This window comes from Myxococcus sp. CA039A (assembly GCF_013336645.1).
Lineage (GTDB): Bacteria > Myxococcota > Myxococcia > Myxococcales > Myxococcaceae > Myxococcus > Myxococcus llanfairpwllgwyngyllgogerychwyrndrobwllllantysiliogogogochensis.
Map to the genome: position 1 here is coordinate 1 of NZ_JABUMQ010000195.1, position 21,653 is coordinate 21,653.

The following is a 21,653-nucleotide window of genomic DNA, read 5'->3' on the forward strand; positions in this document are numbered from 1 at the left end:
CTCCAGCTCCGTCACGTAGTCCTCACGCGAGCGAGCCTCCCCTCCCGTCCCCTCCAGGTTGTCCGCCGCCACCTTCCGGCGAAGCACTTCCATCAGATGCGCCCGCCCCGACTCCGGCGGCTCCCACATCAAGAGCCCTTCCACCGACTCCGTCCGGAACACTCGCGCCGCGAGCAACGCACCGAGTCGAAGTCCATGCACCGTCAACGGCACACCGGGACTCACGCGCCGCAAGTGCTCCAGCCCCGTGCGCAAATCTTCTTCCCAGCGCGGGAAAGTCATCTCATCGAAGCGCCCCGTGCTCTCGCCAGAGCCTCGATAATCCAGACGCAGCACCTCCACGCCCCGAGCCGCGAGGAAGCGCGCCCATCTCACCCACACGACATAGCCATGCGCCCGCTCCAGCCCCAACGGCCCCGCCAGCAACACCGCCGCCCGACGCTCCGTCAGCGCCCGGTGATGAACGTAGTAAAGCGAGTCCTCGCCCTGGGAGAGATACCCAGGTGACTCAGTCAATGCCGGCATGTGAGTGGTGAGTCCCCCGCCTTGATGTCGCGTGATGCTAGGAACGCGTCGCCAAGCGAGTCAAACAGTCCTTGTCACCGCCGCAATCCACCGCGCGGACGCCCTCCGCGAACCGTCACGGAAGTCAAAACGCACGCATGGTCGGTCTTCAAAGACCCAGACGCGCGGAGGACCACGGCGGCATCACGGTGAAGCCGGAAGGTGCTCTCGGCGGAAGCGCTCCGGGCTCATTCCCCACCAGCGCTTGAAGGCGCGATGGAAGGCGGCCGGCTCGGCATAGCCCAGGAGAAAGGAGACCTCCGCGATGGACATCCGCCGCCGCAGGTAGGTCCCAGACAACTCACGGAGCAGGGACTCTTCCACGGGCAGCCCAAGCCGGCTCGCGAAGGCGGCCATCTCCTACGTGCTCGGACTCCCGACACCTGACGCGGGCGCTAGCGGTATTGCAACAGGATGGCGAGGACAATGATGCCATTGAGCCCCAGGCCCACCGAGAAGTAGCCCCCGCTGGCGCGCGAGACGCCAGCGGCCACGTTCAGGTGGCCAATGTCCTCCAGGCACAGCTTCACTCCTGTCTCACCGCCCAGGTTCAGCAAGGTGTCCTGCCCCGACGTCATGCCTCCCACCATCGCCCGCGCATAGGGGACCACATAGGGCGAGACGTAGTGCTGATACGCGGCGAAGCCGTTGGTCTCCACCAGCCCGTCTTCCCCACCGAACACCATGTTCGCGCCAAAGCCCAGTCGGCGATCCATGAAGGCCATCGGCTGGAGGTTGAAGGACAGCTCGAGGCCCGTGCCCATCTCGCTGCCCGTCCGCATGGCGAAGAGCACCTCCGTGGCGGGCTTGTCCATCGCGGGGGCCTGGTGGCGCAGCCGGGCCGCGGCCTGCTGGTCCACGGCCTGACCCTTCGCCTCGTGCACCTCCGCCAGCGCCAGGGCGGCAGCCACGTCGCCCGTCTCGTAGACCTTGGTGAGCGGACGCTCCGCGCCGGACAGGTCGCCGGACTCCTTGCGCAGCTTGCCCTCCGTCATGCAGCTCGACAGGTCGCCTTCCTCGCACGCCTTGCCGTAGGCCTCGATGGCCCGGGGACGGTCTCCCTCGCGCAGCAGCTTGGCGCCCCACTCCGCACAGGGAAGCAGCGCGCCCGGCTCACACGAAGGCGGCGCCCATTCGGCCCGGGACGTCGTGGTCGCGCACGCCGTCACTCCCACAGCACACATCACCAGCAGCAACACCCGCATCATGTTCAGCATTCAACCACGAGGTGCCCCCGCTCTGCCTCTCGGTCTGCCGCAGAGGAGGCCATGGCCTCGCCGCCCGCCCGCTTTCCGTCCCGGCGAGAATGGCCGAACCACGCGTTCCAAGAAGCCTGCCCCCTGGCGAGTCGGAGGATCCGCACCGAACTTGAGGACACCCAGGAGGATTGGTGGACACCGTCGCTCGCCAGCACGACTCGCTGCTTCGCGCCCCTCGTGGGAGGGGCCTGCCCCAGGAGCCCGTATGAAGGTGCCCGAGGTTCTCGAGCACCTGCCGGGCGTGGGGCCCCTTCTTGGCCGCATGGCGACCAGCGCCGAGGAGCCTCGTCCTCGCAGGGACCCCACCCTCACCCTGCCGAGCCTCGACGCCTTCAAGTTGCCGGCAACGGAGCGCAAGCTCGGCGATGGGCGCACGCTGCTCGTCCGACACCCGGAGTCCCGGCCGCCCACGGGCCCCGGGCTCTCCGTGATGAGCTTCAACATCCTGCTCGGAGGACAGCGCCGCGAAGCCCTGCTGGCGTATTTCGACGGGCTGGAGGCGGAGGGCCGCATGCCGGACGTCATCGGGCTTCAGGAGGCCAACGTCCCCATCGCCGTGCTGCTGTCGGCGCGGTACGGCTTCCACCTGGCGTACTTCGGTCATGACGGTGGCAACGGCGCGAGGCTCATCAACGGCAAGGCGTTCCTCACGCGGCATCCGCTGGTGGACGCGGCCCACTTCACCTACTCCCTCTCCGACGCCGAGCGCGCCGCCGCCATCCATCGCCGGGGCGGAGACCCGTGCGAGCTACCGGAGGACCGGGGCGCGCTGTACGTCCGGCTGGACGTGGAGGGTGTGCCCGTCGTCCTCTACAACGTGCACCACACGCTGGGAGACTCCGGCATCAACGCGCACAACCTGAGGCAGCTCAACACGCTGCTGCGCCACCGGGAGGTCCCTCACGCTGTGGCGCTGGGTGACTTCAACGCCAACACCGCCATCAAGCGCGGCGGCTCCTGGTTGATGGCCCACCTGATCACCTACGACGACACGGACACGGTGGAGGAGTACGCCGTGCGCTACGGCGTGCCGCACACGAGCGTGGGCGACACGGGCGTGGGCAACATCGCGGACCCTCGGCTGCGGCACGAGCTGCATGTGCTGGAGCAGGGCCTGCCGGAGACCATCGCCCACGCCGCCGTCGCACGGGTCCGCATGCCAGACGGAGAGATGATGACGCCGAAGCAGGCGTGCTCGGAGCTGCGCTCCGGGAAGGTTCCGCGAGGCAGCGAGCACTGGCTGCGGCTCCAGGACATCGCCGACAGCGCCACCCTCACCTCGCTGCCGGACGAGTCGGGCATCGTGCCCGCCACAGGCAAGCGCTTCGACAACTTCTACGCCAGCCCGGAGCTGGAGCCTGTCCTCTTCGAGGTGGACCGGAGCACCGAGTCGTCGGACCACCAGCCCGTCCTGGCGCACTACACGCCGCGCCCGGCGAAGCCTCGCGACGGCAAGCCGACACCGGGCAAGCCCACGTGAGCCAAGGCAGCGCTCGTCACACGAGGACGAAGTCCACGTTCTTGAAGCCCCGGGTGCGTGCACAGACCTCGTAGCCTTCGTGCGCGCCCTCGTCGTTGGTGTTGGCCTCGATGGTCTGGAAGGTCTCCTCGTCCACCTCGGTGACGATGCCCGCGTGGGCCCAGTCTCCGGGCGTGCGGCGCCGCAGGAAGAGGCTGCCCGGACGGATGCGCGTGCGGTCCGGCGGCGCGCTCTGCGTGGAGAGGAAGCTCTCCCGCGCGCGCCCCTGCGCCGCGAGCAAGTCACTGGAGAAGGTCCGCTCCACGGGCATGGGCACGCCCAGCGTCCTCGCCGCCTGATGCAGACAGAAGGTCGCGAAGCCAGCGGACCAGCACCAGGACGCGCCCTCGTTGCCATCCAGATACATCCGCACCCAGGGGCCGCGATTCCTCCCACCCACCTCGCGCGGAAGCTGGCGCAGGTGCTGCGCCGCATACGCCACCGTCAGCGAGCCCAGGGAGCGGCCCGCCGGAGAAGCCAGGGAGAGCGCCGAGCGCAGCGGCGCCACCAGCCGCTCGAAGGTCACCGCGTCCGCGACCCCGGAGACAGGCACGTTCGACCTGGCCTGAAACCGCTTGAGCGCCGCTTCCGTGGCGGGGCCGAAGTCCCCGTCGATGGCGACCGCGAAGCCATTCAGGGTCAGCCACTCCTGGATGCGCCGCACGCCAGGGGACTCCTCGCCCCGGCGATACACCTTGTCCAGCTCCAGCTCGCTCATGGGGCCCCCGCCAGCCGCTGCATGGCCGTGAGCGTCATCCTGGCACCGCGCCGAGTCACGGCGCCAGGAGGGCCCATGTGACCTCAACGCGGAGGTGCTTCACCTGGCACGTCGCGGTCTTCCACCGAACGTTCCCGGTCCTCCTCTGACTGGTTCGGCACGGGTGTGGCCGCATCGCCCGGCGCACCCGAGCCGCCAACGCCTTCCTTGAAACCCTGCGAGGCCTCCTCCGCGGCGGTCTTCATGTCCTTCGCCGCCTCGCGCGTGCCGTCACGCACCTCCCTCGCCGCCTTGCCCATCTCGCGGCCGACATTGCGTGAGTTGTCGCGAACCTCATCGTCCTCGCATCCCGTGAAGGCCGCGAGCGACGCGCCCAAGCCCACCAGCGTGAGCCACTTCCACCGTGTCCGTGCCATCTCTCGCCTCCCGCGCGCAGGTCGCGTTCGTGTCGTCCGGACGGCAAGGTAGGCATGGGAGCACGCCAGAGCGGGCCTGCGAGCAAGCGCCCCGCTCCTCGTTCCAGGGGCGTACATCCACTCTGACGCACCGCGCCCGACTGTTTGCCGCCCTCCTGTCGGTGGCTTCCGGGTGGAAGTGGACAGAACGGCGGGCCTAGGCTCGGCCCATGGACCTCATCGTCGAGAACGGACTCGTATTCGATGGTCTAGGCAACCCACCCCGCAAGCTGAACGTGGGCATCCGAGGAGACACGGTCGCCGCCCTCACGGAAGGACCGATTGAGCGCGCGCCGCACACGCGCGTCATCGACGCGGCCGGCCACTGGGTGACTCCGGGCTTCATCGACCTGCACACCCACTACGACGCGGAGGTGGAGCTGGCCCCGTCGCTCTCCGAGTCCGTGCGCCACGGCGTCACCACGGTGGTGGTGGGAAGCTGCTCGCTCAGCCTCGCGGTGGGCAAGCCCGAGGACCTGGCGGACATGTTCTGCCGCGTGGAGGCCATCCCCTACGACACCGTCCGCTCGCTGCTGGAGCAGCGCAAGACGTGGGACTCGCTGGGCGGCTACCTGGAGCACTTGGAGACGCTTCCGCTGGGCCCCAATGTCGCGTCCATGCTGGGGCACTCCGCGCTGCGCGCCCACGCCATGGGTCTGCATCGCAGCCTGGAGCCGGGGCTGCGCCCCAGCGAGGACGAGCTGCGGCGCATGGAGGCGATGGTCACCGAGGGCTTGGACCTGGGCTACCTGGGCATGTCCATCATGACGCTCAAGTGGGACAAGATGGGCGGCTCGCGCGACATCCGCAGCCGTCCTCTGCCCTCCACCTATGCGCGCTGGAGCGAGTACCGCCGGCTGACGAAGCTCCTGCGCGCGCGGGGCCGCGTCTTCCAGGGCGTGCCCAACATCAGCACCAAGGTGAACGTGGTGCTGTTCCTGCTCGAGAGCATGGGCCTGTGGCGCAAGACGCTGAAGACGACGGTCATTTCGATGATGGACCCGCGCGCCAGCCGAGGCATCCACCGGCTCATCGGCGTCCTGTCGCGCGCGGCCAACACGCTGTTCGGCGCGAACTTCCGCTGGCAGGCGCTGCCGGAGGTGTTCGACTTGTGGGCGGACGGCATCGACCTGGTGGTCTTCGAGGAGTTCGGCGCGGGCGCGGCGGCCCTGCACCTCCAGGACGCGGCCTCCCGCGCGGGGCTGCTGAAGGACCCGGAGTATCGCGCCCGCTTCCGCAGCCAGTGGACCAACCGCTTCCTGCCGCGCGCCTTCCACCGCGACTTCAACCAGTCGCGCATCCTCGAGTGCCCGGACAAAAGCCTGGTGAACAAGTCCTTCGCGCAGGTGGCCCAGGAGCAGGGCCGCGACGCGGTGGACGTGTTCCTGGACCTGGTGGCCACGCACGGGGACGCGCTGCGCTGGTACACCGTCATGGCCAATGACAGGCTCAAGGAGCTGGAGTTCATCTGCCAGCATCCCGACATCCTGGTCGGCTTCTCCGACGCGGGCGCCCACCTGCGCAACATGGCGCACTACAACTTCCCACTGCGGCTCCTGCGGCTGGTGCGCGAGGCACAGAAGCGCGGCGAGCCCTTCATGACCGTGGAGCGCGCGGTGCATCGACTCACCGGGGAGATTGGCGATTGGTTCGGCATGGACGCGGGCGTGCTCGCCGAGGGCCGACGCGCCGACCTGGTCGTCATCAATCCCGACGGCCTGGACGAGAAGCTCGATGAAATCGCCGAGGCACCGATGGAGAACTTCGGAGGCTTCGTGCGGCTGGTGCGCCGCAATGATGCCGCGGTGAAGGCGGTGCTCATCGCCGGACGCGAGGCGGTGAGCGCCGGCACGGTGTCCCCGGCCCTGGGCCAGGAGCGCGGCTTCGGACGCGTGCTCCGCGCGGGGGCCTGACTCAGCGGGAGTGGGTCGCGACGAGTTGGACGACCTCCTCCGCGCAGCCCCATGAGAGCGTGACGCCCGCGCCCCCGTGGCCGTAGTCATGCACCACGACGCGCTCCCCGAGGACCTCCACCTCCAGTCGCACGGTGGGGCGTCCAGGGCGCAGCCCGACCTTGTGCTCCACCACGTCCAGCTTCGCGCCCTCGGGAAGCAACGGCGCGTTGCGCTCCAGGATGGCCCGGGCCTTCAGCGCGTCGGGGACGAGCGACGCGTTCCCCTCCTCCGCCGTGCCGCCGAGGATGCAGTCCCGCGAGCGGGGAATGACGTAGGCCATGCCGCTCTCGCACTCGTCGTCGAAGATGAAGCGGTCCGTGGGGGGAGGACTCACCCGGAGCACCTCACCGCGCACGGGGAAGAGCGTCTCGTCTCCCACGACGTCCCGAGCCCCCAGACCCGTGCAGTTGACGACGAGGGACGCGCTCGCCCACGCCTCGTCCAGGGAGCGCACCTCTCGCTGGATGATGTGGCCGCCCAGCTCGCGCAGGCGCGCCATGAGGAACGGCAGATAGCGCGGCATCTCGATGACGGGCGCGGTGAAGTGATAACCCTCCAACAGTCCCGGAGGCAGCTCGTCCGCCCGCGCCCGACGGAAGTCCGGCACGCTGTCGCGCCACCACGGATCCTCGACGTGACGACGAAACACCTCCACGCCGGGGACCATCAGGATGCCCGCCTCGGGGCGCTCCTGGGCCAGTGACGCCAGCACCGTGTACGTCCGCTTCGCCCAGGCACTGACGCGCTCCTGCGGCCACGCGCGATAGGGGTACCAGACGGCCGCGGCGACATCCGACGTCGTGTGAGGCGACAGCTCTCGCGCCCACACCTCCACCGTGTGCCCGGCCTCCTGCAACCGGATGGCGCATGACAGGCCCGACACACCACCGCCGAGGATGACGATGAACATGGCGCAACCCTAGCGCCGGAGAGCACCCACCCGCCGCCCGGACGCACTGCCCGGGTCGTCATGACTCAGGCCGTCATCCCCAACCCATCGTGACTTTCACCAACACCATTTGTCTCAGTCAGGCTTCTTGGCTTAAGACTCGGGGCCTGAGTGATGGCTTCGCGCCATGGGACGCGGAGCGACGGGGAGGGTCCAGCGAATGGCTGCCGAGCTGGATGCACCAGGGAAGTCTACTCGCGGGCGACGCGCGCCGCGCCTGCGTGCCTGGCATCTCATCCCCCTGCTCGTGTTCCCGGCCATCCTCATCGCGCGCTCGGGCCCGCTGCCCGGCCGTCGTGACGAGCTGCTTTGGCTCACCGACACACGCACCCGCCCCCTGGAGCCGCGCCTCAGCGTCCCGGCCGCGGACGTCCACCGTCCCTACGTCCGGCCTCGCGAGGAGCGCCCCTCCATCGCCGTTCCCCTGAGGGAGCTGGCCCGGCTGGAAGAGAGCGGAGACCGGGCGGGCATCGCCGCCTCCTATCTGCTCCATGGAGATCCCCAGCAGGGCCTCGCGCACCTGGCGCATGCACCTCCATCGCTGAATCGCGACAACGACCAGGCCGTCGCCGCCTTCCTGCTGAAGCGCAACGACGAGGCCCTGACCTGGCTCGACGGCCTGCTGGAGACCGCGCCCCGTCATCCACAGGCCCTGTGGAACCGGGCGCTCGTGCTGCGCGAAATGGGGCTGCACCTGCTCGCGGCGTCCGTCTTCGACGAGGTGGCCGCCCTGGGCGAGCCCGGCTGGAGCGCGGAGGCCCGTGAGCAGGCGTCCTGGCTGCGCGCCTCCGTGAGCCAGCGGGCCGAGTCCTGGAACGGCACGAGGACCGCGCTCACCCAGCTGGCCCAGGACGCGAACCTCCCCATCCCCTTGGAGGAGGCGCGCCGACATCCCGGCATCTCTCGCGGCCTCTTCTACGACGTCGTGCGCACCGCGCCCACGTCGGCCCGGGTGCAGGCGTTGCTCCCGCTGGCGGAGCTGCTGGACCGCATCCACGGCGGCACGGCCCTGGCGGACCACACGCGGAACATCGCCACGCGGGACTTCACGCGACGCGCGCCCCTGGCCGCCGAGTACGCCCGCCTCTTGCGAGAGCGCCAACCCGCGTCCCCGGACTACCTCACCCGTCTGCGCGGTGCGGGCGAACATGACCTGCTGCTCGGCGCGAGGCTGCTGACGCCAGAGGCCCAGAGTCCCCCCGAGGAGCTGGAGCGCGTGGCGCGCCAGTGGAACGACCCGTGGATCCACCTGCTGGTCCAGGACGAACTCGCGCGGCAGGAGGGCCTCGCGGGTGAAGCCTGGCAGGCGGACCAGCGACTCAAGGCCGCGCTGACGCTGTGCCGGGAGAAGCGGCTTCGCCCGCGCTGCGCGGACCTGCTGCGCAAGGTGAGCCACCGGGCCACGTCCGCCAACCGGCTGTCGGAGGCCGAGGACACGGGCCGCGCGAGCTGGCGCGAAGCCCAGGCGATGGGCGAGTGGGAGCTGGAGTCGGCGGCCCTTCGCGCCCTCGCCCAGGCCGCGCGCTTCCAGTTCCGCGTCGCCTCCGCGCGCGCGTACCTGTCCGAGTACCTGGCGCGCGCCCCGGACACCTGCGACGTGAAGAACTACGTCCACCGCAACATCGCGGCCCTGGAGTTGATGCGGCTGCGGCCCAAGGAGGCTCGCCGCGCCTTGTCGCGCGCGCAGGAATGCAATCCGTCCGTGGGTCTCATCGGCGCGTGGACGCTCACCGACCTCATGCGGTTGGACCCTCGGCCCGAGGACGCGGAGCAGATCAGCGCGGAGCTGACGCGAGCCCACGCCACGCGGGAGACTCCCGGCCGCCGCATGCTCGCCCAGTTGGTCCAGGCGCGCTTCGAGCTGCTGAAGGACCGGAAGCAGGGCAACGCGCGGCTCGCCGCCGTCATCCGACAGGCCGCGCCGTACCTGAACACGGACGCGGACGCACGCGACACGGTGGCGGTGGCCTATCAGACGATGGCCGTCACCGCCGGAGAGGCCGGCGCCTTCTCCGAGGTGCCAGGCGTCGTGGCCGACCATCTGGGCGTCGCCAGCCCGAAGCAGTGCGCGCTCATCGCCGCGGCGGAAGCCGAGCGCACGGTGGTGGTGGCGCTCGGTCCCCGGGGACAGGTGCTCGGGCACCATGACGCCTCACGCAAGGAGCCCCTGGGGGACGACCTCTCTGGACTGGTGCCGGAGAAGCTGCTGACGTTGCTGCGCTCGTGTCCTCGGGTGGAGGTGCTCGCGGCGCCGCCCCTGGACAGCCGCTCCGGACTGCTCCCGCCGGAGATGGCGTGGAGCTACCGCGTGGCCATGGACGCCTCGCCGGAGCCGAAGAAGAAGCCACCTCCTCCGCTGCATGTGGTGGTGGCCAACGTGGAGACCCCCTCGGGCCTGGGGCTCGCGCGGCTGTCCTCGTGGGAGTCCACGCCCGCGCCCATCGGCCAGTCGATGGAGCTGTCTGGCGCCCAGGCCACGCCCTCGCGCGTGCTGGAGGCGATGTCGCGAGCCACCGACATCGAGTTCCACGCGCACGGCGTGGTGGACCGCAGCCTGTCCGAAGCACCGGTCATCGCCCTGGCTCCCGAGTATGACGGACGCTATGCGCTCACCTCGGAGGCGTTGAAGCAGGTGCGCCTGGAGGGCTCGCCGGTGGTGCTGCTGGGCGCGTGCAGCGCGGCGCGGCTGCCGCCCTTCCTTCACCAGACGTCCTCGCTGCCCCAGGCCTTCGTGGGCGCGGGGGCTCGCGCGGTGTTCGCTGCGACGGTGGACATTCCGGACTCAGCGGGCCGGTTCTTCCAGGGCGTGCGCGAGCGCATCCACGCGGGTGCGACGCCCGCGGTGGCGCTGCGCGCGGAGCGGCTGCGCTGGTTGCGCGACGTGAAGGGCGCGCCGTGGGTGACGCGCGTCTTGTTGTATGAATAGGCCCACCGGAGGCCCGTGGGGGCGTCTCCGGAAGGCGTGAAGCAGTGACCGTGCCCCTCCGGCACGGACAAGGGGGGGGTGGACATGCACGACGCGGAACCGCTGGCCATCTACAGCCTGCACTTCGACCGGGGAGACGCGGAGTGCGGCGCGGTTGCATTGTGGAGTCCCGTCACGGACACCCGCCTGGGCGAACAGCCCGAGTGGATTCGAGGCCACCGCGCGGAGCCCGTGGCCTACGTCCGAGGGACACGTCCCTCCGTCCGAATCGCGCTGCTGGCGAACCACTTCGTCCCCGCCTCGTTCGAACTGAGCGCCTTCGGACCTTCGCTGTCCTCGGCGAATGGTCTGGAAACGCCCGTCCGCTGGCTCGGGCCACATCCGGTGAGCCTGGAGCGCACGGCGGGCTGGAGCACGCTCGCGGAGCCCGTGTCCTTCAATCGGTCGCTGCCCAATCACATCGGCACGCACGCGCTGGAGCTCCAGTGGGTCGCCGAGTGGACGGACGCGGACGGAAGCACGCGCAAGCTCTTCCTCGGCAACAGCAGACATGAGTTCTTCACCACGGGCGCGCCCATGCGCCACGGCGAGCAGGGCGCGCCCCCGTCCGGCGCCTACGTGCCCCTGGTGCGCTGGTCCTCGCGCTGGTGCGCGGGGCTGGAGTCGCGCAAGGACATCTGCGACGCGCTGCTGCGGGGACTGCCGGAGACGGGCCTGCGCTACGGCGTGCCCGCCTGGACGGTGCGCCACATGCTGGCCGTCGGCGGCGGCATGTGTGGCGGCTGGTATCAACTCTTCCAACAGCTCGCCAACTGTCAGGGCGTGACGCTGGAAGGGCGCACGCTGCACCTGGTGCCCAAGGACGACCCACGCACGGACGAGACACGCTGGGAGGCAATGGTGGCGGTGGCGCCGGGCATCAACCAGCTCGAGCCCAGTCGCATGACGCGTCTGTATGGACGCTTCCTCGACTGCGCGCGCTATCCCTTCGCGCCGGACGAGCCGGTGGAGCTGCTGAGCCATGTCGCGTCCCGGTATGTCTTCATGGCCGGCTGGGATGACGGCCACTGCCTCAACTTCCTGGAGGACTCGGGGCGGCTGTATCTCTACGACGCCTGCTTCCGGACAGAGGCGGTGGAGCTGGACATGCCGCTGCCCCCGGCCGATGGCCGGCCCGTCAGACTGGGCCAGGAGTCGTCGTTCCGGCGTCGATACCTGCACCCGACGCTGCCCTTCCTCATGGGGACGCTGCGCGCGAACGGAAGACTCTGGGAGGTGGACCTGGGGCGCAATGAGCTCGGCATCACCGTCGGGACGGCGCAAGTCCCGGAGATAGACATCATGTGGACACGCTAGGAGTTGTCATGCCGACGACACGCGAACAGCTCAGGCGGATGGTGGCGGAGCGAAAACCCCCGCACCGCGGCTTCGCCTGGAGCGAACTGATGGACGCCCTGGAGCAGATGGAAGCCGCCACCAGGGACTCGGCCGTCAGCACGCTGGAGGATGAGGACGTGGGTGTGCTGGTGGACCTGCTTGCGCAGCGAGGCCGTGTCCCCTTGCGAGGACAACCTCCCGTCCCCCACTCCATGCCTCCCGAGGAGCTGGTGCAGTTGCGAGCCCTGAAGATTCTCGCGCAGGCCGGACGACTCGCCACCATCCGTGACTCGCTGGAGCGATTGGACCGCGAGCCCTCGGCTCCCGCGCTGCGAGATTTCGCCCGACAGCTCCTCAGTCGACTCGAGAGCGAGGGGGAGGCGTAGGCTCGCGGGACTCCGGCCGGGGCGTCCACGACACGTTGGGCTCGGGCGCGGCGAAGGACTCGAAGACGATGGCGGCGCCGCCCTCCGGTGAGCGATGCGCGAACCACCACCCCACGGGCAACAGCAGCAGCTCCCCGGGCGACAGCTCCACTTCCATTCGCGGGACATCCTCGGGCACCGAGGCCGAGCCCAGGACGCGATGCAGCGCGTACGCGGGCACCAGTTGGAGCAGCCTGCGCCCGTGCACCTGCCCCAGCAGCATGTTGCGGCGCGAGGGAGCCAAGGGAACGTCCGCGCCCGGCTCCTCCCACCACAGGCCCACGGGCGCACTCTCCAGCACCAGCCCCTGGGGCGCACGCACCGGCAGGCGCGACGTCACGTTCGCGCTCGCGGGCACGACGAAGGCGCCGGGCGACACGCTCGTGGCCTCGGCGACGCGCGCCAGTGCGCCCAGCTGCCCCAGCGTGTCCTTCGAGCCCGCGTCCGCGAGCACCGTGGCGCGCGCCACCACGGGGAGGTTCTGGAAGTAGTAGCGCTCGAAGAAGTCCTCGGGCGTCAGGGCGTCATGCCGGGGGACATGAGTGTGGCCCGGCGACTGGCGATGGAGGTCGCCGTAGAGGTCGAGCAGTCCCTCCAGCTTGCGCTGCATGGCCACGGCTCGCGCCGCGCCCTGGTAGCAGGGGTCTTCCGCCTCCGCATGCACCGCCGCGCGCGCGAGCGCCGAGTCAACTCCCGAGCGCTCCAGCACGGACACCAGGTCGTCGACCTCCGCGCCGCGCAGCAGGTTCTCCACCACCCAGCGCCGCCACTCCGGCGCCAGCGTGTTCGTCCCGCGCGCCGCGGGAACGTGCTTGTCCGCATCCGTCATCGCTGGACCTTCTCTGGCCTGGGGCCAATCCAATAGTCGCGCCACTCCACGTTGCGCTCCGGCCTGTCGAAGCTGACGAACGTCACCGACACGCTCAAGTCGAGCGCCTGCACCGCGTGCCACCACCCCACCGGAATCAGGAGCGCGTCACCGGGCCCCACCACGCACGAGTGCAGCGTGGCCCGCGCGAAGTCCGGGAAGCGGCTCACGTCCGGCGCCAGGATGTCCACCGCGCTGTAGAGGCCCCGGTCGTTGTAGAGCCGAGGCGTCTCGCAGGACGGAGACAGCCAGAAGCGCTTGCGCCCCAGCACCTGGCAGAAGAGGACGTTGAGGTGGTCGTGGTGCAGTTTCGACAAGGTCCCCGCGGGACCGAACCACAGGTGCACGCTGTCCGGGGCGCTCAGGTCCGGATGGATGTAGCCCCGGGGCGGACGCAGGTCGTCGAGCAACGGGCGGAACGCGGCGCGCAGCAGCAGGCTGTTGCGAGCCACGAGGTACACATCGTCCGAGGCTCGGGTGTCACGAAAGCGCGCCACCAGCTCGCGCAGCGGCAGCGTCCTGCGCAGGCGCTCCGCATGGAAGTCCGGGTCCGGCTCCGCGTCGCGGCCCGCCATGACCTCCACCTCCTCGTCGCCGAAGCGCTCGGCCAACCACTCCGGAGACCAGCGTGTCAGCGCCGGCCAGTCGTCCAGCAGTCCCTCGATGACGACGGGGCGGTTGGGAATGTAGTAGCGCTCGAAGAACGCATCGGGGGACAGGTGGCGCAGTCGTTCCACGGCCACGGGCGACGGGCCCGGGTGACACTGGGCATGGAGCGCGGCCCGGACTTCGAGCAGCGACTCCAGCTCCCGGCGCCGGGAGACGGCCTGCTGACCGTGACGCACCGCGGGGTGGGCCGAGACGACGTCCACCGCCTCCCGGGCCCGCGCTTCGGACAGACCCTGGGCCTGGAGGGCCTGGACGAGCCGGGACGGGTCCACGCCCGAGGTCAAGTTCTCAGCGAGCCAGGAACGCACCGGGGGCGGCAGGCTCTCGCGCTCGTCAGGAGTCATGGTTCGCGGGGTGCGATATACCACCCGGGTAGGCAACCACGTTGCATTGGGGACCGCATGACCACGTCAAAGGATCCTGCTCCAACCATCGTCCCGAACCCGCCGCCCAACCCGGCCACGCGCCAGGCGCCGCGAATCGTCCCCAATCCGGGAGGTCATTCCGCGCCTCCGCAGGAGCGCACGCGCCCCACCGAGCCCCCCACCACACCGCCACTGGAGAAGTAGCGGCACGGCGGAAGCGGTTCATCCCAGCTTCCACCACGTATTGCCGTCCGGGACGTCGAACTCCTGGAAGGTGACGGACACGCTGACGTCCAGCGCGTGTACCCAGTGCCACCACCCCGCGGGAATCAGCAGCATGTCGCCGGGCTCGACGACGACTTCGAGGACGTCGGCCTCGCGATATGAGGGGAAGCGCGTGAGGTCGGGGCGGTCCGCGTCGACCTGACTCCACACCTCGAGGTGGCTGTAGACGTGGTGCGTGTGGAACGAGGGAATGAGGCGGAAGCGCTTGCGGCCGAAGACCTGGCCGAAGAGGACGGTGCCCAGGTCGTGGTGCAGCTCCGTCCGAGTGCCCGAGGGCCCCACCCAGAGCTTCACCGCACCGGCCCGCGCTGACTCGCGCAGCAGGCCCGGCGGATAGCGCACGTCGTCGAGCAACCCGCGCAGCTCCTCTCGCTCCAGGGCGAAGTTGCGAGCCGTGAGGTAGAGGTCGTTGCTGGGGCCGCCCTCCTCCAGCCTGCGGAGGAACTCGCCCAGGCGCATCACCGCGCGACAGGCATCAGGCTCCACGTCGTGGTCCGCGCGCGCCTCACGGCCGGCCATGACCTCCACCTCCACGTGGCCATGGCGCCGGGAGAGCGCCTCCGGCCGCCAGTTCGCCATCAGGGGCCAGTCGCGCATGAAGCCCGCGAGGAGCACGGGTTCGTGCGCCAGGTAATAGCGCGCCATCAGTTCGTGCACCGACACGTCCGTGCGACGCGCCAGGCGTTGGTGCCGTCCGGAGTGACGGTGCAGCGCGACGCGGGTGTCGAGCAGGCAGAGCACGTCCTCGTGAGGGGCCATGCGTCGCAGACCCGCCGCCACGGCCGGATGCGCACGCGTGGCTTCGATTTCCGCGCAAGCCCTCGCGAGCGGCACGCCCGCCGACACCAGCGTGTCGACGAGTCGCTCCGAGGCCACGCCTCGCACCACGTTCTCCGCCAGCCACGCCCGCCACTCCGAGCCCAGGCTGGATGCCACGTCGGCCATGCCGCCTCCGCTGACAATCGCGGTGGGCACTGTACAAGGCGCTCGGTCCTCCAGGGCAAGCCCACCAGGCAGGCGTCCCTGCCTCGGGCCCGGGCTTTCTTCCCCGAGTCCTGGGGGCGCGGGGCCCGGGTGGCGCCCCATCGCTCGCCCTGTCGGGGGCCGGCCTCGTGCCTCGCCTGCTCATCCCTCGCGGAGTGCTCCCTAGATTCTCGGCACGAGGCCCGCGATGAAATCAGACAGCCCCAGGTTCTGGTCCTTTCTGCGGCACACCAGCTCGGGAGGGTTGGGCGTGGTGCTCCTGCTCGTGGCCCCGGCAAGTGGGCTCGCGCAAGATGATGACGACGATGGGGAGGCGGTCGCTCCCCAGGTCTCCTGCTACACGGCCGCGAGCCAGGGCGGGCTCACCGATGACTACGCGGCCACGCAGCTCTGTCGCGGCGCGCGCTCCAACGCTCCCGCGAAATGCTTCCTGCGTGTCCAGAACGAGGGCTCGCTGACGCAGGCGCAGGCCCTCCAGCTCTGCCAGTTCGCCACGACCGACGATGACCCGGCCTCCTGCTATCTCCAGGCGCGCGGCAAGAGCTTCGGCGACGACTCCCGCATCCTCCAGCTCTGCCAGCCTCCGGTGACGGAGTTCCTGCGCTACTGCCCCGTCTACGTGCAGTGAGCCGCGGCCCCACCTCTCGTCCGGAAGCGGGCTAGGGTGCGGCCATGACGGAGCAGCCGCCCCCCGAGGAAGACCTCCCCACGGCGCGTGAGCTGGAGCTGGGCGAGGCCGGTGCTTCCCCCGCGCCGCGCCTGTTGGTGCCACCGGGTAACGAGCCCCTGGCGATGCTGGCGCGCCGTGGCTTCCAGGCCACCGTCGCACCACTGGACCTGCCCTTCCCCGCCGACGTGAGCGGCGCGCGGGCGGAGCGACTCGTGGAGCGCCTGGGCCACTACGCCTTCCGACTGTTCCTGCGCGGCGCCATTCTGCGACACGGGAGCTTCACGCCGATGGAGGCCACGCGCTACCTGGAGGAAGCCGGCGCCACGGCCTTCGCCGAGGACCTGGTGTCACTGGACCTGGCCACGCGCGAGGCCGACGGGCGTTACCTGCTGCGCCACCCCACCGCCAGCTTCGGAGGCACGCTGGAGTGGTACGTCGCGCACGAGCTGCGAGGCCGCTTCGGCTTCGACGTGGCCGCGGGCGTGAAGTTCCATGCGCCCGACGTCGGCGGAGACCTGGACGTCGTGGGCGCGGCGGAAGGACGACTCGTCTATCTGGAGATGAAGTCCTCGCCGCCCAAGCACCTGGCAGCGGACGAGGTGGGCGCCTTCTTCCGGCGCGTGCGCGCGCTGCGTCCGCACGTGTCCGTCTTCGTCATGGACACCGCGCTGCGCCTGTCCGACAAGGTGCTGCCCCTGCTCCAGGCGGAGCTGAGCACCCAGCCCGCCCCGCCTCCCCGTCGCATCGTCCGCGAGGTCTGGGCGCTCACGCCCCACCTCTACGTGGTCAACGCGCGGCAGGACTTGATGGGCAACATCGGTCTCGCGCTCGCGGAGGGTTTCAGGGCGCTCGCCCCACCCGCTCCGTGAGCCCGCGACGCGCCCCTACAATCACCTGCGCGTCGGCGGCTCCAGCAGGTAGAAAGCACGGACATGACACAGACCACTCGACTCGGCTGCGCGTGCGGACAGGTCCATCTCGAGGTGGAGGGCGCGCCCATCGTCAGCACCGAATGCTGCTGCAATAGCTGCCGTGCCGCCGGCGCCCGGATACAGACCCTTCCCTCGGCCCCGCGCATCCTGGGACCAATCGGCGCGACGCGCTTCGTTCTCTACCGCAAGGACCGCGTCCGCTTCCTCGCGGGCACCGAGCACTTCAAGGAGTTCCGCCTCACGCCCGAGGCGAAGACCCGCCGGGTCGTCGCCACCTGTTGCAACACGCCCGTCTTCCTTGAGTTCCAGGGCGGCCACTGGCTCAGCCTCTATGGCTGCCTTTGGCCCACGGGAACGCTGCCCCCGCTCCAACTGCGGACGATGACCGAGGACCTTCCGCCCGGCTCGACGCTTCCCGACGATATCCCGAACGGGAAGCGGCAATCGGTCTCATTCTTCGCCAAGCTCCTGGGCGCGTGGATCGCGATGGGGTTCCGCAGCCCGAAGATCACCTGCGTCAACGGCAAGCTGCAGCTCTGACACCCTCCCTGGCCTGACGGTGCGTGAAGCGCTCCGCGGGCTCGCGGTGGGGATGCGCGGTCCATTCCACGCCGCGCATCCCTGACTCCACCGTGACCTCAGTATGAGTAGCACTGCCTCGTGACGCCCACGGGGAACGAGGGCGAGGGCAGCGACGTCGGGTCGGCGCAGTAGTTCGCCGAGTATGCGACGTTGCACGCCGTGCCCCCCACGACATCGCTTCCCGAGAACACGTTGGGGTAGCTGGCCCAGTTGGGGCAGCCCGGCGCATCACAGACCACGTGGTTGCCGTTGTAGCAGGAGCCCAGCGTCGACTGATGGCCCGGCGACCCGCGGAACTCGAGGCTGGTGCTGAAGTCTCGGATGGTGTTTCCGTAAACCCAGCTGTTGAGCGTGTTGTCGACGAGGACGCCGACCTGCCCCTTCACGCCGGTGAGCTGGGAGTCGATGGTGTTGAAGCCGACGAAGCCCCAGTTGACCCGGTAGAAGGTGAGGCCAATCGGGTTCTTGTAGAAGCGGTTGTCGCGCACATACACATGGTCGATGAAGCCGCGCATCGGTTCGGTCAACGCGTAGTACTTCTGCGCGTCATCGAGCAGGTGCTGCTGCAGCTCGAGCACGTGGTTGTAGTCGCCGAAGTCCCCGACATCAAAGCCGGTCAACTGGCGAAACGCGCACGGGGGCGCGACGGTGTACTGGCTGCCATCGGTGAGGAAGCCCAGCGAGAAACCCGAGACGAAGTTTTCGGTGTGGGTCGTCGAGCTGGTGTACGGCATGTGCCCGTCGGTGCTCAGGCCGAAGTTGCTGGTGAGGGGCACGTTGTGGGGCGCCCGCAGGACGACGTTCTTGGAGACGTCGACGTTACCGCCCACGATGTTGATGCCCACGTTCACATCACAGATGGAGTTGTGGTGGACCTGGGAGCGGGCATTGGCGTTGCCTCGGAACTCGAAGGGCTGGTTCGTGCAATACCGCCGCGTTCCGAACTCCGTGGTGGGGTCGACTCGCATGCAGTACATCGTGTTCGGCACGGTCTCACCCTCGCCAAGCGGGGGCAGCGCCGGGCACTGTCCAGAGGGGATGCTGCCGTCCGCGTTGCAGGACGTGGGGCGGCACTCGGCGGTGCCGGGCCGGCGGCTCAGCGCCTTGAGATCCCACCCGCTGGGGCAGGTATAGGTCACGGGGTTGGTGGGCCCGTTCCACGTCGCGCTGGCGGGCTGGATGGAGATCTTGATTCCGGGCGTGGTCTCGCACGTGGGGTTCTCCTTCACGTGGGCCGTGTTCCAGCCATACGCGATACCCGCCCCGAGGTGGACGATGCGCAGGTGGTGGACGTTCACCGCCGGGCCGTTCATGGCCTCGGCGTGGTTGACCTGGACTCCGACGGTCCACCGGCGCGGCATCGTCCCCGTGTTGAAGACCGTGGCGTCGGGTGAGGGCGGCTCGTGGCCATCCAGCTCCAGGATGGAGTTGAGTGAGTGGGCGCGCGCCGGGCACTCCTGTCCCTGGCTGTAGCCAACGTTCGTGGTGCCCACCAGGGTCAGGTTGGAGACGCTGGCGTCGTTGAGCAGGCCCTCCTCGGTGCCCGTGCCCGCGACGATGATCAACCCGTTGAGCTTCGTGGTGTCGTGGTCGACGTTGATGATGGTGGGCGGGGACAGCGACGTGCCCTCCAGGTGGATTCCCGTCGGGACGTGGAGGCCAAAGCCATTGCCCCAGGGCCAGCTCCACGCGAGCTTCGTGGCTTCGGAGATGGTGATGGTGCCTGGATCCAACACCACCCTCGAGTGACCGTTGGCCTTCGCCCAGTCGATGGCGGCCTGATACCAGCGCGGATGGAGGGTGCTGCCATCATCGGTGCAGGTCCGGGTGACGTCGCCGACGCAGGTGGCGCCGACATTGCCGGCCGCGCAGAAAGCGCGCTGGAAGCCAGCGGTCCCATGGACGCGGGCGCACATGGTTGGAAGCAGGGACGCCAGGCTCGAGGGACTTGAGCGGGACACGGCCTGAGAACTGGCGGCGTGCGCCAGCCCCCCACCCAGGACCACGAGCAGGGACAGGGCACGAATCCAGGGACTTGTACGGAGCTTCACCGCCGGAGAGCGGAACAAGGGGGCTGCTTGCATGGATATACGTCCCATCAAGGGATGAATCGATGATCCATCCCGTGGCTGCGGCCCCTGCGGCTGGAACAGTTACCCTGGATTCGCGGATTCGCCAAGCCTGTTGTTCGCGGCCGCGCATCCACTCCCTTTCCGCCCATGGACTGACATGTGTGCGGTTTTGGCCCCCCGGCACTGACGGGTCCGCGCCGCCTCTTTCGTCAATGTCTGACATTCCTGACGGAATGCCTCTCCCGACCGGGAGGAATCATTGACGGCTCGCTTGAAGCGGGCGTCTGTCCGTATGGCGTTGAGTCCGTGAATCGTGGAGAGCCGACAACGGGCGCGCGGCTTCCGTTCCACGCTTCGCGAGGCGCTGACAGGGGAACACGCCCCTGTCAGCGGCCCCAATGCTCAGTGCCGGGCTGCGCGGGCGTCGCGGCCCCGGGCGCGCGCGGCCTTGGAGAGCGCGTTGGCGCCCTGCTCGTCGCCGCGCATCCACTCCTTCATCGCCGGCACCACCTGCTTGCTCCAGGTCTTCCCCACGCGAATCTTGAGGAAGTCCCCCACCAGCGCGTCGATCATCGCGGACAGTTGCTCGGTGAGGAACAACCGCTCGTTGAGCTGGTCATCCTCTTCCTCGCTCATCAGCGCGGGCAGCTTCGCGGCGCGAACGTCGAGGAACTCCGAGTCGAGCGTGGCCTCGTACTCCTTCTCGCCATGCGTGAAGCGGATGCGCGCCTGGGCCACCAGCAGGCCCTTGTCCAGCGCGTGCTTCACCTGCTCCGAGTACGGCGCCAGCGTGCCCTTCGCGCTCAGCTCCGTGACGTCGCCCGCCACGCCGCGCAGGGTGATGCGGCCCATGAAGAGCACGTTGACGCCCGTGCCCTCCAGCTCCACCAGCGCGTCCCCCGTCTCCGAGCGCCACAGCATCCACGTCAGCAGCTCGCGGCCCAGGTAGGCCCGGCCCCGCAGGAGCTGCTCTCGCGCCTGACCACGCTCCACCTCGGCGACGTCCTTCGTCTCCTCGGTGGCGGCGCCGTCGACGCCAACATCTCCTCGCGCGAAGGCGGCTTCCGCCCGCGCCTGCTCACGCTTCGCCATGTGCCACCTCCGCCGACGTCGCCGGCAGGTCCATGCCAATCAGCTCCGCCGTGGGCCCGAGCGCGTTCTCGTCGATTCCCGACGTCTGGGCGATGGCGGCCGGCGTCAGCCCCACGAGCTTCAGGCCCAGCGCGTTCTCCAGCGCGATGATGATCTCCTCCACCACCTTGCGGGACGCGGCCCAGATCTGCAGCTGCTGCGTCTTCTGGTTCCAGCTCACGTCCAGCACGTTGGTGCGCGGCGTGGCGCGGGTGCGGAGCATCTGCTTGACCTGCGCCTTCGCCTGCGTCTTCTCGCCACGGCTGGGCGGACGGTCATTCTCCGCCTCGAAGTTGGCGGACCACTTCGCCATCTCCTCCTTCATCGCGGACGCGGGGACCTTCAACGAGTCGATGCGGAAGGAGAAGAGGACGTACTCTCCGTAAAAGACGCGGCCGACGGAGAACTCGACGGCGTCCGCGTTCTCCAGTTCGACGAAGCCGGCCGCGCGGTCATCCTCGGAGCGACGGTCGATGGGCTCGAACGCGTGCGCCTTGAGACCGCGGGTCAGCCAGCGCTTGATGTCGGAAGGCGCTTCCTTGGCGGGTTCGACCCGGAAGCGCGAGAAGGTGACGGCACCACGAAGGACAGGCATGGGGCGCGGCAGGATGGGGGGCGCGAGCTACGACGTCAAGGCACTCTTGGTGCTGTCCCCCTCCCGACCGGGACACGGGTGCGCTGGTGCCTACCTCGCGGTTGGAGGAATGTACCGCCCATGAAGCTCGCCCCTGTGTCGTGCCTGATCGCCGTGCTCTTGCTGGGTGCCACCCTCCCCCGGGAAGTGCTCGCGCAGGAGGACGCCAAGGCGCCCACGACGGTCCAGGCACCACCGTTGATCTCCGCGCCGGACGACGTGGAGCCCGCGCCCTTCGTGCCTCAACGGCCCCTGTTGGCCGAGGCCCCCGAGAAGGCAGGGGTGTCCACCGTGCCGCGCGTCATGATCGAGAC

21 protein-coding genes are annotated in these 21,653 nt (G+C 69.5%); 9 read left to right on the forward strand and 12 right to left on the reverse strand.

Features of this window, described 5'->3' with window-relative positions:
• The 3 genes from HR086_RS28715 to HR086_RS28725 all read right to left on the reverse strand — a co-directional run.
• Positions 1–525: serine aminopeptidase domain-containing protein (locus tag HR086_RS28715; protein WP_174467219.1), on the reverse strand; the 525-nt coding region annotated here is incomplete at its 3' end.
• 183 nt (positions 526–708) lie between these two features.
• Positions 709–921: a helix-turn-helix domain-containing protein gene (locus HR086_RS28720; protein WP_305794097.1), complete on the reverse strand. Its 213-nt coding sequence runs from the start codon at positions 919–921 to the stop codon at positions 709–711.
• 38 nt (positions 922–959) lie between these two features.
• Positions 960–1,781, reverse strand: a complete 822-nt coding sequence (locus HR086_RS28725) for a hypothetical protein (protein ID WP_174459206.1) — start codon at positions 1,779–1,781, stop codon at positions 960–962.
• A 247-nt stretch (positions 1,782–2,028) separates the two neighbouring features.
• Between HR086_RS28725 and HR086_RS28730 the strand changes: the two genes are divergently transcribed.
• Positions 2,029–3,303: an endonuclease/exonuclease/phosphatase family protein gene (locus HR086_RS28730; RefSeq protein WP_174459207.1), complete on the forward strand. Its 1,275-nt coding sequence runs from the start codon at positions 2,029–2,031 to the stop codon at positions 3,301–3,303.
• Positions 3,304–3,319: 16 nt separating this feature from the next.
• Here the strand turns inward: HR086_RS28730 and HR086_RS28735 are convergent, their stop codons facing one another.
• Positions 3,320–4,060: a peptidoglycan-binding protein gene (locus HR086_RS28735; RefSeq protein ID WP_174459208.1), complete on the reverse strand. Its 741-nt coding sequence runs from the start codon at positions 4,058–4,060 to the stop codon at positions 3,320–3,322.
• 83 nt (positions 4,061–4,143) lie between these two features.
• Positions 4,144–4,476: a hypothetical protein gene (locus HR086_RS28740; protein ID WP_246137600.1), complete on the reverse strand. Its 333-nt coding sequence runs from the start codon at positions 4,474–4,476 to the stop codon at positions 4,144–4,146.
• Positions 4,477–4,685: 209 nt separating this feature from the next.
• On the opposite strand from HR086_RS28740, the gene HR086_RS28745 reads away from it, so the two are divergent.
• Positions 4,686–6,428: an amidohydrolase family protein gene (locus HR086_RS28745; RefSeq protein WP_174462593.1), complete on the forward strand. Its 1,743-nt coding sequence runs from the start codon at positions 4,686–4,688 to the stop codon at positions 6,426–6,428.
• Between the two features lies 1 nt (position 6,429).
• On the opposite strand, the gene HR086_RS28750 is transcribed toward HR086_RS28745, so the two are convergent.
• A complete protein-coding gene (locus HR086_RS28750) occupies positions 6,430–7,380 on the reverse strand; it encodes an FAD-dependent oxidoreductase (protein ID WP_174467220.1) in 951 nt (316 codons plus the stop codon).
• Positions 7,381–7,579: 199 nt separating this feature from the next.
• Between HR086_RS28750 and HR086_RS28755 the strand changes: the two genes are divergently transcribed.
• The 3 genes from HR086_RS28755 to HR086_RS28765 all read left to right on the forward strand — a co-directional run bounded on the left by HR086_RS28755 (position 7,580) and on the right by HR086_RS28765 (position 12,108).
• Positions 7,580–10,345: a CHAT domain-containing protein gene (locus tag HR086_RS28755; RefSeq protein WP_174467221.1), complete on the forward strand. Its 2,766-nt coding sequence runs from the start codon at positions 7,580–7,582 to the stop codon at positions 10,343–10,345.
• Positions 10,346–10,429: 84 nt separating this feature from the next.
• A complete protein-coding gene (locus HR086_RS28760) occupies positions 10,430–11,701 on the forward strand; it encodes a hypothetical protein (protein WP_174467222.1) in 1,272 nt (423 codons plus the stop codon).
• A gap of 8 nt (positions 11,702–11,709) precedes the next feature.
• Entirely contained in the window at positions 11,710–12,108 is a 399-nt protein-coding gene (locus HR086_RS28765; RefSeq protein WP_174467223.1) for a hypothetical protein, read from the forward strand.
• Here HR086_RS28765 and HR086_RS28770 read toward each other — a convergent pair.
• The 3 genes from HR086_RS28770 to HR086_RS28780 all read right to left on the reverse strand — a co-directional run bounded on the left by HR086_RS28770 (position 12,077) and on the right by HR086_RS28780 (position 15,279).
• On the reverse strand, positions 12,077–12,976 hold the full coding sequence (locus tag HR086_RS28770; protein WP_174467224.1) for a hypothetical protein: 900 nt from the start codon (positions 12,974–12,976) through the stop codon (positions 12,077–12,079). The two genes, HR086_RS28765 and HR086_RS28770, sit on opposite strands and share 32 nt — an antisense overlap.
• Positions 12,973–14,028 (reverse strand): cupin-like domain-containing protein, encoded by a 1,056-nt coding sequence (locus HR086_RS28775; protein ID WP_174467225.1) that lies wholly within the window; start codon positions 14,026–14,028, stop codon positions 12,973–12,975. Before HR086_RS28775 ends, HR086_RS28770 begins: the two co-directional genes overlap by 4 nt.
• Before the next feature lie 243 nt (positions 14,029–14,271).
• A complete protein-coding gene (locus HR086_RS28780; protein WP_174459215.1) occupies positions 14,272–15,279 on the reverse strand; it encodes a cupin-like domain-containing protein in 1,008 nt (335 codons plus the stop codon).
• Positions 15,280–15,505: 226 nt separating this feature from the next.
• Here HR086_RS28780 and HR086_RS28785 point away from each other — a divergent pair, with 226 nt between their 5' ends.
• The 3 genes from HR086_RS28785 (at position 15,506) to HR086_RS28795 (ending at position 17,460) form a co-directional block, all read left to right on the forward strand.
• Positions 15,506–15,946 (forward strand): hypothetical protein, encoded by a 441-nt coding sequence (locus HR086_RS28785; RefSeq protein ID WP_174467226.1) that lies wholly within the window; start codon positions 15,506–15,508, stop codon positions 15,944–15,946.
• Positions 15,947–15,990: 44 nt separating this feature from the next.
• Entirely contained in the window at positions 15,991–16,857 is an 867-nt protein-coding gene (locus HR086_RS28790; RefSeq protein WP_174467227.1) for a hypothetical protein, read from the forward strand.
• A gap of 63 nt (positions 16,858–16,920) precedes the next feature.
• The gene (locus HR086_RS28795; RefSeq protein WP_174467228.1) at positions 16,921–17,460 is read left to right on the forward strand and encodes a GFA family protein; all 540 of its coding nucleotides are present in this window, start codon (positions 16,921–16,923) and stop codon (positions 17,458–17,460) included.
• A gap of 98 nt (positions 17,461–17,558) precedes the next feature.
• Here the strand turns inward: HR086_RS28795 and HR086_RS28800 are convergent, their stop codons facing one another.
• The 3 genes from HR086_RS28800 to rdgC form a co-directional block, all read right to left on the reverse strand.
• Entirely contained in the window at positions 17,559–19,418 is a 1,860-nt protein-coding gene (locus HR086_RS28800) for a hypothetical protein (protein WP_174459219.1), read from the reverse strand.
• Positions 19,419–19,976: 558 nt separating this feature from the next.
• Positions 19,977–20,666, reverse strand: a complete 690-nt coding sequence (locus HR086_RS28805) for a hypothetical protein (protein ID WP_141646853.1) — start codon at positions 20,664–20,666, stop codon at positions 19,977–19,979.
• Entirely contained in the window at positions 20,653–21,300 is a 648-nt protein-coding gene (gene rdgC, locus HR086_RS28810; RefSeq protein WP_174462585.1) for a recombination-associated protein RdgC, read from the reverse strand. The genes HR086_RS28805 and rdgC overlap by 14 nt, the downstream gene beginning before the upstream one ends.
• Positions 21,301–21,420: 120 nt before the next feature.
• On the opposite strand from rdgC, the gene HR086_RS28815 reads away from it, so the two are divergent.
• Positions 21,421–21,653: hypothetical protein (locus tag HR086_RS28815; RefSeq protein WP_217441989.1), on the forward strand; the 233-nt coding region annotated here is incomplete at its 3' end.